The following is a 15677-nucleotide window of genomic DNA, read 5'->3' as shown; positions in this document are numbered from 1 at the left end:
GTTCACAGATCGATCTCCACGGGACCCGCGGCCGCCGAGACGCACGTCTGGACCGGGTGGCCCTCCTCGTCGTGCACCTCGCCGGTGCGCAGGTCGCGCACGCTGCCCGAACGCAGCAGGCCGACGCAGCCGCGGCAGATGCCCATCCGGCAGCCGCTGGGCAGCGGCGCCCCGGCGTCCTCGCCGACGATCAGCAGCGGGGTGTCGCCGTCGGCGTCGGTCTCGACGCCGCTGACGGCGAACCGCACCCGGCCTCCGCCGCCTCCGCCGCTCGACGCGGCGAACGTCGCCTGGAAGCGTTCGACGCGCAGCCGCTCGGCGACCCCGGCCGCCCGCCAGTGCGCGGCCAGGTCGTCGAGCATGCCGGACGGTCCGCACGCCCAGGCGTCGCGTTCGGCCCAGTCGGGGCACAGCGCCTTCAGATCCGGGTCGGGGACGAGCCGGCCGTCCACGGCGGTGTGCCGCTCGTACAGCCGCAGGCCCGGGAGACGGGCGGCCAGCTCGCGCAGCTCGGCCCCGAAGATCACCTCATCGGCGGTACGCGCCGAATGCAGCAGCACCGCGTCCGGCATGGCGTCCCGTGCGGCCAGGTCGCGCAGCATCGCCATGACGGGGGTGATCCCGCTGCCCGCGGTGACGAACAGCAGCCGGGGCGGCACCGGGTCCGGCAGCACGAAGTCGCCCTCGGCGGGCGACAGCCGGACCAGCGCGCCCACCGGGATCTCATGGACGAGGTACCGGGAGACGCGCCCGTGCGGTGCCGCCTTCACCGTGACGGCGAGGCGCCCGTCCGGGCGGGGCGGGGACGACAGCGAGAACGTCCGCCAGTGCCGGACGCCGCCGATGTCCACGCCGAGCCTGATCCACTGGCCGGGCCGGTGCGGCCGCGCGGACCGGCGGCCGGGCCGGATCACCAGCGTGGCCGCGTCCGGCGCCTCGTGCCGCACCCGCTCCACGCGGCCGCGCGGCTCGTCCGCCGACCACAGCGGATTGACCAGCGCGAGGTAGTCGTCGGGCAGCAGCGGCGTGGTCAGCGAGCGCGCGGCGTCGGCCAGGCGTCCCCGCAGCCGGGACGGCGCGGGGATCGCCGGGCGGGAACGCGGGCGACGGTCGGACGGCGCGAATGAACGGGGCATGGACCTCTCCGGCTACGGGCCTCACACCATCGCACGATCCCTTGCCGGAACGGTGTAATGCCCGGTGACAAAAAGGCGCCGTAATTCCCGTCCCCGCCTGCGAAAATGCGTCAGAACTTCGTCTTGGGCCGCTCCTGCCGGACGCCGTCGACGAACACGTCGACCTTCTCGTCGTAGAAGCAGACGAGCCCGGCGATCTTCTGGCTCTCCGGCAGCGGGTTGCGGTACGACCAGACCAGGTCCTCGTGCACCTGACCGCCGGTGCGCACCGACCAGTACTCGGCCTCTCCCTTGTACGGGCAGCCGGTGACGGTGTCGGACGGTTCGAGCAGGTCCATGCGCACGTGCGTCTTCGGCAGGTAGTAGCGGACGGGCAGCCCCGTCTCGAACAACAGGTGCGGGCTGCCCGACTCGGCCACGGTCACCCCGTCCACCTCGATGCGCACGTGCCGCGAGCTGGCCAGCACGTCGATCCGGTGGTGCGGGTCGCGCGGATGGACGAAGACCTGCTCGTCCTCCTCGAACCAGGCGTCCATCGCGTCCCAGTCGAGCCGTACCAGGTCGCGCAGCTCCTCGATGGGCGACTGCTCGTAACGCAGCGCCGCCCCCGGGGCCTGCGCCCCGTCGGCCTTCACGGTGAACGCCGTCGCGTCCCCCCTGCTCGGCGAGCGCCTGCCGGGACCGTCGGGCACCAGCTCCGCCCGAACGTCCTCCAACGGGATGTAGTAGGTCGGGTAGTAAGGGCTCTCCCAGACGAGCGTCGGCCTCACGGTGTCGGCCACGACCTGCCCCCCGAGGTAGGCCCTGACCCGCTTGGCCGACTGCTCGACTCGGATGCGGCTTTTGCTGCTGCTCATGTATCGCGGCAACAGGCGCCGTCCTACCGCTATTTCCGAGCGGCGGGCCTTTCAGAAACATCCTTTACCTGCGGAGCGCCCGTCCTACGCGGAATGGCCGCGACCGGCACCAGCGCCACGGCCGCGATGGCCGGCGCCCACCACAGACTGTGCGTGAACGCGTCGGTCAGCAGCGCGGGCGCGTCCGGCAGACGGGACGCCTGGGCGGCGACCTCCTCCAGGTTTCCGCTCGCCCCGGGGATCTCGTCCCGCATGGACATCTGCAGGATCACCGTCAGTGCGGCCATGCCGAACGCGCTGCCGACACGGACCAGGATGTTCGCGGCCGTCGTCGCCGCCGGGACGGACGCCCGCGGCAGCCCCTGGTAGGCCGCCGCCATCAGCGCCGGCGCGACGGCGCCGTGCCCCACGCCGACCACCAGCACCGCGGCCATGATCAGCGGCTCGCCCGTGCCCGGCTCGACCATGGTCAGGCCCAGCATCCCGCCCAGCGCCACGAGCATCCCGCCCGCGGCCGGCCACCGGGCGCCGTACCGGTCGGCCAGCCGTCCCGCGACCGGCATCGTGACCATCGCGCCCAGCCCGAACGGGGCCAGCAGCAGCCCGGCCCGCACCGGCGTCTCCTGCCGCACCACCTGCGCGAACAGCGGGATCAGCACCGTCAGCCCGAACGCCGCGCCGCTGTAGAGGAACAGTGCGCCGGTGGCCGTGGTGAACGAGCGGGCGCGCAGCGGCCGCAGGTCGACCAGCGCGCCGTCGCCCTTGCGCAGGGCGTGCACGGCGAACGCGGCGACCAGCACGGCGCCGCCCCCGGCACCGGCCAGCGCCCGGGTCGGGCTCGTTCCGTCGCCGGCCTCCGACAGCCCGTACACCAGCAGCGCCAGGCCGGGCGACAGCAGCGCCAGGCCCAGCACGTCCAGCCGGGCGCCCGCGTCACGCTCGGTGTCGCGGGGCAGCATGCGCAGCGCCGCCACCAGCGCGACCGCGCAGAACGGGATGTTGACGTAGAACATCCAGCGCCACGAGAGGTGGCCGACGATCAGTCCGCCCACCACCGGACCGAGCACGGGGGCGAGCATCGCGGGCACCGACACGATGGCCATCACCCGTGCCATGCGGTCCGGCCCGGCCGCCCGCGCGAGCATCATCTGCCCGACCGGCATCAGCATCCCGCCGCCGACGCCCTGCACCACCCGGAAGACGATCAGCGCGGGCACCGACCAGGCCAGCCCGCACAGCAGTGACCCGCCGATGAACAACACCAGCGACACCAGCCACATGGTGCGCTGGCCGAACCGGCGCACCGCCCATCCGGTCAGCGGGATCGCCATGGACAGCGCCAGCGTGTACCCGGTGAGCACCCACTGGACGGTCGACAGCGAGGCGTCGAAGTCGGTGCCCAGGGTGGTGACGGCGACGTTGACGATCGTGGTGTCCAGCACCGTCATGATCGCCCCGAGCAGCACGACGATCGCCAGCCGCCGCAACCGCGCGTCGATGGTGGTCATGCAGAGCAGTCCTCTCTCCGTACGGTGTATCGGTGAGAACGATACGCCGTACGGTCAGAGTTGTACACCGTATCGGTCGGCCGGTACGGCGTACCGGTAGGATCGGGACGTGCCAGGAACCGCCAGAGACCGCAGCTCGCCCCCCGAACCCGTCTGGGCGCGGCAGCGCGGCGGACGCCGCCCCCGGTTGACCCGGGAGGCGATCGTGGCCGCCGCGATCGAGATCGCCGACGCCGAGGGCCTGGACGCGGTGTCCATCCGCCGCGTCGCCGCCGCGCTCGGCGTGCGCCCGATGAGCCTCTACACGCACATCGAGCGCAAGGAGGACCTATTCGACCTCATGTTCGACGAGGTCAACCGGGAACTGATCATCGAGGGCGAGCTGCCGTCCGACTGGCGGGAGGCGATCACCGTGATCGCCCGGCGCGAGCACGAGGTCATCCTGCGCCACACCTGGGTGATCGACCTGATGGCCCGCCGTCCCCGCGTCGGCCCCAACGGGCTGCGCCACGGCGAGCAGAACCTGAGCGCCCTGTCCGGCCTGGACGTCGACACCGCCACCGCCGCCCGCATCGTCACGGCCGTCGACCACTACATGACCGGCTACGTCGTCCGCGAACGGATGCTGCGCGACCACCAGCCCGTCCACCTCGGCGAGCCCTACGTCCAGCAGATGATCGCCGAAGGCGACTTCCCGCACCTGCGCCGCGCCATGCGCGAGGGCGTCCCCCAGCAGGAGTCCTTCGAGGAGGGGCTGCGCTGGCTGCTGGACGGCATCGAACGCGCCCTCGGCGACGCCTGACCCCCGTGTCGGCTGGTTCGGCGCACCTCGCTCGGCTTCTGCCGTGGCCGCGCCGGGCCGGATGCCGCCCCAACCGGCGCCGCCTGGGCGAAGCTCGCCGTCCGACCACGTAGCGTGGGTGGCGCACGCCGGGCCGCGACGACGAGACGGGGGACCCAGTGAGGCTCATCGCCACCGCCATCGTGCTCACCCTGGCCATGGTGGCCGGATGCGACGCCCAACGGGGGCAGACGTCCCAGCAGAGCCCGCCCGCCGGCGCCGCCGCGGGCACGGACACCTACTACCAGCAGCGGCTCAAGTGGTCCGGCTGCGGCGACGGCTTCCAGTGCGCCACCGCCGAGGTCCCCCTCGACTACGCCAAGCCCGGCGGCGACCGGCTGCGGATCTCCCTCACCCGGCTGCCCGCCGAGGACGGCTCCCGGCGCGTCGGATCGCTGTTCACCAACCCCGGCGGCCCCGGTGGCTCGGGCGTCCAGTTCGTCCGCCAGGCCGCCCGCACCTTCGGCTCCGACGTGCGCAAGCGCTTCGACATCATCGGCTTCGACCCCCGCGGCGTCGGCTCCAGCTCCCCGCTCCGCTGCATGACGGGCCCGCAACTGGACGCCTTCTACGCCGCCGACACCTCCCCCGACGACCAGAAAGAGGTCGACGCCCTAGCGTCCGAGGGCCGCAAGTACGCCGACAACTGCCGCGCCAAGGCCGCCAAGCTCCTGCCGTACGTCGGCACCACCAACGCCGCCCGCGACATGGACGTCCTGCGCGCCGCGGTAGGCGACGACAAGCTCACCTACTACGGCGCCTCCTACGGCACGTACCTCGGCGCGTCCTACGCCGAACAGTTCCCCGGCAAGGTCCGCGCCCTCGTCCTGGACGGCGCCGTCGACCCGAAGCTCTCGTCCACCGAAACCCTCGTCGAGCAGGCCAAGGGCTTCGAAACCGCCCTGCGCGCGTTCGCCGCCGACTGCGCCAAGCGCCCCGACTGCCCCCTCGGCACCGACCCCGACGCCGCCCTGGACCGGCTCACCGACCTGCAGAAGCGAGCCGACGCCCGCCCCCTGACCAACACCCGCGACTCCCGCCAGGTCACCGAGTCCTGGGCGGCCATGGGCGTGGCGACCGCCCTGTACGCCAAGGAGTACTGGCCCATCCTGCGCCGGGCCCTCGCCCAGGCCATCCAGAAGAACGACGGCACCCTGCTGATCACGCTCGCCGACCAGATGGTCGAACGCGAACAGAACGGCACCTACAGCAACCAGACCGACGCCAACATGGCCGTCAACTGCGTCGACAAGCCCAACCCGCCCGACCTGTCCGCCTACCGCAAGTCGGTGGACGAGGCCGAGAAGGTCGCCCCCCGCTTCGGTCAGTTCGTCGTCTGGGGCGGCCTGCCCTGCGTCTACTGGCCCGCCCAGACCAAGCAGCAGCCCCAGCCCCTCGCCGCCAAGGGCGCCGCCCCCATCCTGGTCATCGGCACCCTCCGCGACCCCGCCACCCCCTACTCCTGGGCCCGGAACCTCGCCCGCGAACTCTCCTCCGGCGTCCTGCTGACCCTCGACGGCGACGGGCACACCGCCTACCTCCAGGGCAACCCGTGCATAACCGCCGCAACGGACCGCTACCTCCTCACCGGCCAACCTCCCAAGGACGGCACCGTCTGCCGCTGAAAACCGATGCACGCATCGCCCCCAGGAACCGGTAGACTCCGGTACGGCACGCCGCCTTAGCTCAGTCGGCAGAGCGGCTCACTCGTAATGAGCAGGTCGTCGGTTCGATTCCGACAGGCGGCTCCGCGTGCCAGAGGGCCCTTCCGATCTCGGAAGGGCCCTCTGCGCTAACGCCGTGCGGATCACCCCATCCGGTCGTGAAGACGAACCCGTCTCGCTCACCGCGCCACGCGTCGCCAGCCGTCTCCCTGTCGATCTCCTGCGCCCTGCGCTGATCATCCAGGACCTTCACGGTCTCGTCATCGCTCGTGACGACCCGCGCCCGGCCGCTCTTGGTGTCCGCCACGCGCCTGTTGTCGACCACGCCGACGGAACCCGTGATCGTGATGCGCTTGTTCTCCAGGTCGACGTCCCGCCACCGGAGATTGAGCAGCTCACCACGCCGAGCGCCCGTGTAGGCCCGTCAGATGCAAGAAGGCGAACAGCCTGTGACGCCGCGTGAAATCAGGGGCGCCGCTCCGCGTCGCCAGGCGGCCGTGCCCCCGGCGCGCCGGGCGTGCGGCTTGTCCTGCCTGGTCCCGCCACGCCGCGTCGCCCGTCCGCCCAGGTTGAACGAGCGACTCAGGGCAGGTCTTGCCAGTGTTTTCCGGCGACGGTCTCTGCGTCCCTTTCCTGGGCGCCCCTCTTGCGCCGGGTAAGCGGAGTGAAGGCAGCCACCAGCGCCGTGGCGATGCCGAAGTGGAGTGCTGCTATCCCCAGGTCCGAGTCGAACCCGTCGCCGGACGCGGCGAAGAACGCCCAGCCCAGTGAACCCAGGGCCAGAACTCCGAACATGTAGATGTAGACCATGCGGGTTCTGGCGTCGTGGACCAGAAGCTGCCAACCGCCGACAATGAGACCCCATAGGATCGCGCTACCAATGGTCATCTGCTCGAGTTTGTCATGGATCACGCCGCCTCGTACCCGAGAACGATCACGCTGATTCAGAAGTTCGATCAGGGCCGCGAGGCCATGGCGCGGCGTCGGCGACGTCGATGATCCGCGGTCGGCCATGGTGGTGAGCGTGATCGCCCATGCGATGTGAGGGCGGTGACCACCAGGCAGGCGATCGCTCCGGCGGGCCGTTGTCGGCACAGCTCCAGTCCACTGGCCTGTCGGCTGGTCAAGCTCGAACCAAGGGGCTTCGCCGCTCCCTGGACCCCGCGAGCCAGGGCACTCGTATCGCGCGAAACGGCCCTTCTCGGCGGCTCCCACGATGTGCACGTCGGCGCTGATCGTCGGGTCAGCATGGCCGAGCGGTGTTCCGTCCGGTCCCGCCTCATTGCGCCGGCCACGGCCGTCTCAGCCCAGACGGGGACGCCCACGAGAAGGCCCCTGTCCCTGCACGCTCAGACAGAGCGCCACGGCGGCCACTGTGGCCGGTGCAGGCGATTGATCCCCGAGGGGCGCGGGATGCGTCTACCCTCCTCCCAGGTGACCGTCAGTGGCGGCGCGGTCACTGTGAACGCTCACGGGGAGACGCGGATGTCCGGGGATCTGGCGCAGTTGGCGGGTGAGGTCACGCCGTATGTGACGGCGGCGGCCACCGCCTACGGGGGCGCGGTGCTGGCCCAGGTGCAGGACGAGACCGCCACCGCCGTGGTCGGGTTCGGGCGGCGCATGGCGCAGCGGATCTTCGGGGGCCGTGCCGACGGTGAGGAGCCGCCCGAGGAGCTGGCCGACGTGATCGACGATCCCGAGGACGCCGACAACGTGGCGGTGTTGCGCAAGGCGATCCGCAAGGCGCTGGCCGCCGATGCGGACCTGGCCGCGCGGGTGGCGCGGCTGGCAGAGGAGGCACGCGATGCGGGGGCGCAGGTGATGACGCTCGGGGACCGGTCGCCGGCCGTGCACACCAACCACGGCGTCATCGCCACCGGCGACCACAACGGCTTCACCCGGTGACCGGCGATGGCCGACCGCACCAACCCTGCTGAGGATCGGGTCAGTCCGTCGCCTGCGGCCGGGACGCGAACCCTTGGGGCCCGAGCGCCGGCGGTCGGCGGTGACAACCTCGGGGTCATCGCCACCGGCGACCATGTGCGGATCAACCAAGTGCAGGCGGTGCCGTTCCCGCCGCCGGATCGGGTGCGGCCCGCGGCGCGTGTGGTGGGGTTGCCCCGTCCCGCCACCGCGGTGTTCGTAGGACGGGATGACGCCTACCGGGGGTTGGAACAGGCGTTGGCGGCCAGTGTCGAGGTCGTGGTGTCACAGGCGGTCTACGGGATGGGCGGGGTCGGCAAGTCGGAGTTGGCGTTGCAGTACGCCCACCACGCCCGCGACCGCTACAGCCTGGTGTGGTGGATCACCGCCGACGACCCAGGGCAGATCGACGCGGGGCTGGCCGAGCTCGCCCGGCACCTGGTCCCCGACGCGGCGCGCACCGCCACCACCGAGGACGCCGCCGCGTGGGCACTGGGGTGGTTGCGGGCGCATCCGGGCTGGTTGCTGGTGCTGGACAACGTCACCGACCCCGCCCATATCGGCGGCCTGCTCGGCAGCGTGGAGGGCGGCCACGTGGTGATCACCAGCCGCCGGGATGTGCGCTGGCCCGGTGCCACCGCCACGCTGCCGCTGGACCTGCTGGCACCGGAGGCGGCCGCCGAGTTGATCACAACCGTCACCGGGCACGACACCTCCGCCGACCGGCAGACCGCCTTGGCCATCGCCGAGGAACTGGGGTTCTTGCCGCTGGCTCTGGACCAGGCCGCCGCCTACATCCGCCAGACCCGCATCGGTCTGGGGACGTATCTGGAACGGTTGCGGCGGCACCCGGCCCGCTACTACGACAAGGCCGCCGACGGCGACAAGGCCCAGGCGACCATCGCCCGCCTGTGGGACATCACCCTGGACACCCTCAGCGACCAGGCGGCCGAAGCGGTGGCGCTCGCGGTGATCCTGGCGCACTACGCCCCCGACGACATCCCCCGCGTCCTGCTCGGCGGCATGGATGACGAGATCGAGGAGTCGGTGGACGAGGCGCTGGGAACCCTGGCCTCCCACAGCATGGTCACCTTGACCCATCAGAGCGTGGCGATGCACCGCCTCACCCAGGCGACCGTCCTGGCCCACACACCCGCCTTCGCCGAGGACCAGGACCACAGCGTGAGCCGCGCGGTCGCGCTCGACTGGCTTGACCACGCCATGCCCGACGACCCGGCTTCCAACGTCGGTGGCTGGCCGCTGTGGCGGTCGCTGGTTCCACATGTCGAGGCCCTCGCCGGCCGCTACCGGGCCGAGCGCCTACCCGAGAAACTCGGCCGGGTCCTTAACCAGACGGCGCTGTTCCTGCATTCTCAGGGCGAACACCAGCGAGCCCAGGCCATGCTCACCACCGCGACCACCATCACCGAGACAGCCTTGGGCCCCGACCATCCCGAAGTCGCCATCCGGCTGGGGAACCTGGCCGTCACCTACTGCGCTTTGGGGCGCGCCGCCGAGGCGCTGCCGCTGGAGGAGCGCGCCTTGGCCATCGCCGAGGCGGCCTTGGGCCCGGACCATCCTCGTGTGGCGATCAGTCTGGGAAACCTGGCCTCGACGTACAACGGCCTGGGGCGCGCTGCCGAGGCGTTGCCGTTGGAGGAGCGCGCGCTGGCCATCACGGAGACGGCCCTGGGGCCCGACCATCCTGATGTGGCCGTCCGGTTGGGCAACCTGGCCGTCACCTACTGCGCTTTGGGGCGTGCCGCCGAGGCGCTGGCGCTGGGAAAGCGTGCGTTGGCCATCACCGAGGCGGCCCTGGGACCTGACCATCCCGATGTGGCCGTCCGGTTGGGAAATTTGGCCTCCACCTACAGCGATCTGGGGCGTGCCGCCGACGCGCTGCCGCTGGAGGAACGTGCGCTGGCCATCACCGAGGCGGCCTTCGGCCCGGACAACCCTCGTGTGGCCATGAGCCTGGGAAGCCTGGCCTCGACGTACAGCGCCTTGGGACGTGCGACCGAGGCACTGGCACTGGGGGAGCGTGCGCTGGCCATCACCGAAAGCACACTGGGCGCTGACCACCTTCGTGTGGCCATCTTCCTGGGGAACCTGGCCTCCACCTTCCGTGGTCTCGGACGTGCCGCTGACGCGCTGCCGTTGGAGAAGCGCGCGCTCGCCATCAGCGAGGCCGCCTGGGGCCCGGAGCACCTTGACGTCGCCAATCGGTTGGGGAACCTGGCGATCACCTACTGCGCTTTGGGGCGTGCCGCCGAGGCGTTGCCGTTGGAGGAGCGCGCCTTGGCCATCGCGGAGGCGGCCTTGGGCCCAGACCATCCTCGCGTGGCCATCAGCCTCGGGAATCTGGCCTTGACGTACAACGCTCTGGGACGTGCCGCCGAGGCACTGGCGGTGGGGAAGCGTGCGCTGGCCATCACCGAAACCGCGCTGGGGCCCGAGCACCCTGATGTCCCCATCCGGCTGGGGAACGTGGCCTCCAGCTACAGCGATCTGGGATGCGCATCTGAGGCAATCGCAGCAGTTTCACGGGCGGAGCGATGTGCTGCAGACGCCCTCGGCGAACACCACCCCATAACACGCTCATTGCAGCACTACGCCGACCATCTCAAAGATCGGTACGGCGCTCCCAACTGAACACAGCCGTACAGGACGGCCCACCTGGCCCACTCGACCTGAACAGGGCCACTGACGAAACTCCCTGACCAGCGGCGACAGTGCGAGCCCAGACCAGCCGATGCCACGTCGAGGAAGATCGTTTTCCAGCGGTGCGAGGGGCCGGTCGACGCAGCGGCAGGGGCGCACTCGCTCCACCAGGTCCGGTGACGCCTTCATGGACCGGCCAGATGATCGAGGCCGAGTCGGCCTGCTCGTCAGGGAGTGAGCCTGAGGTGAAACCGGGCGCCAAGGCCGACATCCGTCACGACCCCGGCCGCCCTCGCTCGGTATGCGCTTGGCGATGACATCGACCACCATCTGTGGGTGTGGCGTGTGCTGTTCTGCATCACGGCGGCCGCCGCCATCGTTCTCCTCGTGTGATCGCTGTCGTCCTCCACAGCGCGTCGCTCCCCAGCCGCTGGCCAGGGCGGACTCGATGACGTCGGGCCGCCTTCCACACGGCCCGACGCTCGGCCTCGCGGTTGGCCAGGCAAGCGCTGCACGGCCGCGCCTTGAACGCCCCGCCCCACCGACGATGTTGAGCCACCCACCTCCAGTGAACGGCCAAGCCGGGCTCGAAAAGCGTTCCATCCTTGTGGCTGACGAGCCGCTGCTATCGCCGGTAGTTCGGATGCCTGTGAGTCATGCGCACTCCTTCATCGTCGGCGTCGAGAAATCGCAGATCGGGTGCACTTCTGATCCCTTGAAGACGCGTCAGTTAATCCAACTGGCCGGTGAATCCGGAATCCGTGAGCCAGACCGGCAAATCAACTGAAGGTCGCCCGATTCGTGGCCGTTGCGTTCAGCTGACAGGACGCCCCGACGTTTTCAGGGCAGGGCGAACGGGTCTTCGGGAAGGAAACACCCGTGGTCCTGGAGGGGACGGTCCTCGTTGAGGACGATCCGTTGGATGCTCCCTGCGGGGGAGAGGCCGTCGGGGCGGTCAAGGGTGCGGACGCCGGGAAGCGGGGCGCCGCGGCCGACGGTGGGGAAGGGCTGCGATTCCACCAGGCGACCGTGGCGTTCGAACAAGGCCCAGACCGCGTCGTGGACGTCGGCGACGGCCTCGGCAGCGGTGGCCTCGGTGGCTTCCGGGTGAAGTTCGAGGTAGGCACGGCGGGCGGTGGCGAGAAAACGTTCCGGATCGACGATGACCACGTCCTCGCGGGAGCGGATGCTGATGACCATGCCGGGCACCGGCGGCGCGGAGTCCTCCATGCGTCGAGGGTAGGCCGTGCCGGATTCCGGGTGGGGCGCTATCGACGGCAGGCCAAGCCAGAGCGGTCCTGCAGATGACGGCGCATCTGTCACCAGCCGAACTCGCGGTGAAACAGATGCCGTCGCCGCAGACACCGCCGTTAGGACGACGTCCGGGCCAGCGACACTGCACACGACCGCAAGGACGGCACGCCACCCCTGCCAGACTCATGCAGGGCTCGAACCTCGCCCCGCCCAGATATCCGGACGTACTCTTCAAGACCGCTATATCCCCTGCGGCCCAAGCATGCCGCCGTGCCTTCGTGAATGAACCTTGCTCGGGCGCACTCAGTGCGCCGGAGGGGCGCTCAAGGCATTGTGCTCCTTGCCGGTGTTGCCGCACATGCGGCAAGGCTCGTCCACGCGCGCCCACGACAGCTCACCGGCGGCAGTCTGATGCGGACGCTCCGGGCGCCACCATCCTGACCCGCGACAGAACCGGCATGCCCGGTCGTCGCGGTCGCACCACTCGCATGGCACGTTCCCACAACGCGCGCGCTTAGTGTTCATCGGCACCTTCCGGTGCCCCGGCAGACGTGGCAGTTCTCCACGCTCGTGCGCCATGTGATCGAACCGTCGTTCTCCTTCTGCGGTCGCTCGTAGGTGACTTCGCCCGACCCGGCACAGTGGCCGCACTTCGGGAGGTCGTCCTTGTTTTCCACTGAGCCCGCCCCAGACCGACCGCGACACTGCCGCGCCCAGCATTCCGTACGGACGGAGTCGCAGTCCATGATCCTCGTTGAGGTGCCGCGCCCTCGCGAAGTGACACGCCGTCGACTGGTACACCAGCCGTCTCTCACACGGTCCCGTCGTACACCTCGGCCATAGGCGGCTGTCGTCCTTCACCAGATGCACGCGGCATCGCGCAGTGGCATCACCGCAACGTAGCCTCGGCACCTACCCAATGATGTCGTCGGGAACGTGGGTGGGCTGGCAACGCTTCCTGTCCGCCGACTCCGGCTGTAGCTGATGCTCCGTCCATGATGAATGGCGTACCTCCCGAACCCGCCGATCGCTCTCTGAGCACATACGGCTCACTCCGCAGCGCTAGCTGTACTTGGTCATGGTCTTGGTGTCAGTCGGGTGATGGGTGGTCGGCAGCCCAGGGCCGAGTGAGGGCGTTGGGTGTTGTAGTGGTCGAGCCAGGGCCGAGGGCTTGGGTGCCCTGGGGGTTGCTGATGTGGGGCTGCCGGTAGGCCCATTCGGTGGCCAGGGTGCGGTTGAGGCGTTCGGCCTTACCGTTGGTCCACGGGTGGCGGGGCCGGGTGAACTTCTGCCGGGCTCCTAGGTCGGCGCGCCTGGGCGAAGGCGCGGTTGGTCCGGTAGTTCTTGGCGTTGTCGGTCCTCATCCGCTGGATGCGGGTGATGCCGTGGGCGGCGAAGAAACGCGCCGCCCACGGCAGGAAGCCGGCGCAGGTGACGCCTTTCTCGTCGGGCAGGATCTCGGCGTAGGCCGGCCGTGAGTGGTCGTCGATGGCGGTGTGGACGTGGCCGTAGCCGATGCCACGGCCGCGCACGGCCTCGCTGTGGCCGTGGACGCGCCGGCCGCCGCCGTTGGGGATCCGGCCGAGTTTCTTGACGTCCAAGTGGACCATCGCGCCCGGGGCCGGATCCTCGTAGCGGCGCGTGCTCGCCCGGGACGCCCGGATCTGCTGCCCGGTCAGCGGGTCGCAGGCCGCCAGGACGGGAGGGTTTGCGGGGGCGGTGTTGCTGGCGTACGGGGCACGTAGCGTTCGCGGCTAGGCGTGGGTGCCGTGTTGCTCGGGGAGGGCGTGCTGGTCTGGCAAGGGCGGGGGCCGGTGTGGTGAACGCTGCAGGGTCGGCGGTGTGCGGTGATGGGGCAGGCTCGTGGCGGGGCGTACGCAGGGGTCAGGGGTCGAGGTGCTCGCCCAGGACTTCTAGGTGGGTCTTGCGGGCCTCGGCGTGGCGCTGGCGGCCCTCGTCGGTGGCCTTGACGAACACTCCGCGGCGGTCCGAGTCGCACATGGCGCGTTCCACGAGGCCGTGTTTCTCCAGCCGGGCGACGGTGCGGGACAGGGCGCTCTGGCTGAGATACATGTCGCCGGCCAGTTCCTGCATGCGGCACTTGTCACAGCCGGTGTCGATGAGTCGGTCGAGCGTCTCGAACTCGCTCATGCTCAGGCCGTGCCGTTCCTGGAGGCGGCGGTCCAGCTCGCAGGCGATGGTGTTGTAGCAGGTCAGCAGCGACCGCCACCGCGCGACCAGGCCAGCCTCGGTGTCCATGACGCGCATCTTATCATGCGCGCGCATCAGATGCACCCGCATTAAATGCGCGTGGAACTTGTGCGTCGACATTGGATGCACGTGCATGTATTGTCCTCCCTCGTGACTATCACCGAAACCTCACGAGTGTCGGTTGCCGCGCCACCGGCGACCGTGCCCGAGCAGCAGAGTTGGACACCCCGGCTGTGGGGAGTGCTCGCGGTGCTGTGCGCCGTCTTGTTCCTTGACGGGCTGGACGTCTCGATGGTCGGCGTGGCACTGCCGTCCATCGGCGCCGAACTCGGCCTGTCGACCACCGCGCTGCAGTGGATCGTCAACGGCTACGTGCTGGGTTACGGCGGGCTGCTGCTTCTCGGCGGTCGCATGGCGGACCTGCTCGGCCGCCGCCGGATCTTCCTGGCAGCGCTCGCGGTCTTCGCCGTCGCGTCGCTGGTGGGTGGGCTGGTGGACGACGGTGTTCTGCTGATCGCCACCCGCTTCATCAAGGGCTTGGCCGCCGCCTTCACCGCGCCGACCGCGTTGTCGATCCTGACCACCACCTTCCACGAGGGACCCGCGCGCAACCGTGCGCTGTCGGTGTTCACGGTGTTCGGAGCCAGTGGTTACTCGTCGGGACTGATCCTGGGCGGGCTGCTCACCGGCCTCGGCTGGCGCTGGACGTTCCTGACCCCGGTGCCGCTGGCGCTGCTCGCCCTTGTCGCCGGTCTCGCGTTGATCCCCCGTGACAAGCCGGCCGCCGAGGGCGGCCACGATCTGATCGGCGCTGTCACGCTGACCGCAGGAATGCTGCTGGCCGTCTACACGGTGGTGTCCGCCCCGGACCGCGGCTGGCTCGACCCGGTGACGGTCGGCGCGGTGGTGCTCGCCGCGGCCCTGCTCGTCGGCTTCGTCGTCACCGAGACACGCGTCCGGCATCCGCTGATCCGGCTGGGCATCCTCCGTATCGGCACGATCGTCCGCGCGAATCTCAGCATCGTGGCGCTGTTCGGCTCCTACCTCAGCTTCCAGTTCATGATGACCCTGTACCTCCAGGACGTTCTGCGCTGGTCGCCGCTGCGGATGGCGCTGGCACTGCTGCCCGCCGGACTGATCGTGGCCGTCGGCTCGCCGTTCGTCGGACGTCTCATCGACCGGTACGGCACGCCCCGGCTGATCCTGGCCTCGATGACCTCGCTGAGCCTCGGGTACGTGTGGTTTCTGGCCACCGCGGGCAGCACGCCGAACTACGTGGTGACGATCCTGCCGACCATGCTGCTGCTCGGCGGCGGCTTCGCGTTCGGCTTCAGCTCCATCATGGCCCAGGCGACCGACGGCATCGACGACTCCGAGCAGGGACTGGCCTCCGGACTGGTGCAGACCTCCGGCCAGGTCGGCGCCGCGCTGGTGCTGGCCGTCGTCACCGCCCTGGTCGCAGGCGGCTCGCACACCGGCACGGCAGGCGCCGCCGACTTCGGTCAGTACCACCCGGGCGTCAACCTCGTGACGGCGGTCGCAGTGGTCGGCCTGGCCCTCAACCTCCTTCCACTCTTCCGCCGCTACCGGGCCAAGCACGCCTGACCTGGGAAGCTTGGGGG

At 70.3% G+C, this 15677-nt stretch carries 11 protein-coding genes, 1 tRNA gene and 2 pseudogenes; 6 read left to right on the top strand and 8 right to left on the bottom strand.

What is annotated here, in order from left to right:
* Window positions 1–2: 2 nt before the first annotated feature.
* From ABD811_RS19365 to ABD811_RS19355, 3 genes are all read right to left on the bottom strand, one after another.
* Window positions 3–1136 (bottom strand): ferredoxin reductase, encoded by a 1134-nt coding sequence (locus tag ABD811_RS19365; protein ID WP_344949279.1) that lies wholly within the window; start codon window positions 1134–1136, stop codon window positions 3–5.
* A gap of 110 nt (window positions 1137–1246) precedes the next feature.
* A complete protein-coding gene (locus ABD811_RS19360) occupies window positions 1247–1993 on the bottom strand; it encodes a DUF427 domain-containing protein (protein WP_344949276.1) in 747 nt (248 codons plus the stop codon).
* Window positions 1994–2022: 29 nt separating this feature from the next.
* A complete protein-coding gene (locus ABD811_RS19355) occupies window positions 2023–3501 on the bottom strand; it encodes a DHA2 family efflux MFS transporter permease subunit (RefSeq protein WP_344949274.1) in 1479 nt (492 codons plus the stop codon).
* 109 nt (window positions 3502–3610) lie between these two features.
* On the opposite strand from ABD811_RS19355, the gene ABD811_RS19350 reads away from it, so the two are divergent.
* The 3 genes from ABD811_RS19350 to ABD811_RS19340 all read left to right on the top strand — a co-directional run bounded on the left by ABD811_RS19350 (window position 3611) and on the right by ABD811_RS19340 (window position 6090).
* Complete coding sequence (locus tag ABD811_RS19350) at window positions 3611–4303, top strand: TetR/AcrR family transcriptional regulator (protein ID WP_344949271.1); 693 nt, start codon at window positions 3611–3613, stop codon at window positions 4301–4303.
* 158 nt (window positions 4304–4461) lie between these two features.
* Window positions 4462–5967, top strand: a complete 1506-nt coding sequence (locus ABD811_RS19345; RefSeq protein ID WP_344949268.1) for an alpha/beta hydrolase — start codon at window positions 4462–4464, stop codon at window positions 5965–5967.
* Window positions 5968–6017: 50 nt separating this feature from the next.
* Window positions 6018–6090 (top strand) — tRNA-Thr (locus ABD811_RS19340).
* Between the two features lie 202 nt (window positions 6091–6292).
* On the opposite strand, the pseudogene ABD811_RS19335 reads toward ABD811_RS19340, so the two are convergent.
* Both ABD811_RS19335 and ABD811_RS19330 read right to left on the bottom strand, forming a co-directional pair.
* A pseudogene (locus ABD811_RS19335) lies at window positions 6293–6370 on the bottom strand (hypothetical protein); the annotation flags it as partial.
* Between the two features lie 218 nt (window positions 6371–6588).
* Window positions 6589–7020, bottom strand: coding sequence for a hypothetical protein (locus ABD811_RS19330; RefSeq protein ID WP_344949266.1), 432 nt, complete (start codon window positions 7018–7020; stop codon window positions 6589–6591).
* 471 nt (window positions 7021–7491) lie between these two features.
* Here ABD811_RS19330 and ABD811_RS19325 point away from each other — a divergent pair, with 471 nt between their 5' ends.
* Both ABD811_RS19325 and ABD811_RS19320 read left to right on the top strand, forming a co-directional pair.
* Entirely contained in the window at window positions 7492–7911 is a 420-nt protein-coding gene (locus ABD811_RS19325) for a hypothetical protein (RefSeq protein ID WP_344949263.1), read from the top strand.
* A gap of 6 nt (window positions 7912–7917) precedes the next feature.
* Window positions 7918–10581 (top strand): tetratricopeptide repeat protein, encoded by a 2664-nt coding sequence (locus ABD811_RS19320; RefSeq protein WP_344949260.1) that lies wholly within the window; start codon window positions 7918–7920, stop codon window positions 10579–10581.
* Window positions 10582–11430: 849 nt separating this feature from the next.
* Here the strand turns inward: ABD811_RS19320 and ABD811_RS19315 are convergent.
* The 3 genes and pseudogenes from ABD811_RS19315 to ABD811_RS19305 form a co-directional block, all read right to left on the bottom strand.
* Complete coding sequence (locus tag ABD811_RS19315; protein WP_344949257.1) at window positions 11431–11820, bottom strand: hypothetical protein; 390 nt, start codon at window positions 11818–11820, stop codon at window positions 11431–11433.
* Window positions 11821–12920: 1100 nt separating this feature from the next.
* Window positions 12921–13547, bottom strand: a pseudogene (locus tag ABD811_RS19310) (integrase core domain-containing protein); the annotation flags it as partial.
* Between the two features lie 181 nt (window positions 13548–13728).
* Window positions 13729–14103 carry a MarR family winged helix-turn-helix transcriptional regulator gene (locus tag ABD811_RS19305; RefSeq protein WP_344949254.1) on the bottom strand — a complete coding sequence of 125 codons (375 nt, stop codon included), beginning with the start codon at window positions 14101–14103 and terminating at the stop codon, window positions 13729–13731.
* A 102-nt stretch (window positions 14104–14205) separates the two neighbouring features.
* Here ABD811_RS19305 and ABD811_RS19300 point away from each other — a divergent pair, with 102 nt between their 5' ends.
* Window positions 14206–15660, top strand: a complete 1455-nt coding sequence (locus ABD811_RS19300; protein WP_425549437.1) for an MFS transporter — start codon at window positions 14206–14208, stop codon at window positions 15658–15660.
* Window positions 15661–15677: the final 17 nt, after the last annotated feature.

The sequence above is a fragment of the Actinomadura miaoliensis genome, assembly GCF_039536785.1.
GTDB lineage: Bacteria > Actinomycetota > Actinomycetes > Streptosporangiales > Streptosporangiaceae > Spirillospora > Spirillospora miaoliensis.
Note: the sequence above shows the minus strand (reverse complement) of the source record. Positions and strands in the feature narration are given on the sequence as shown.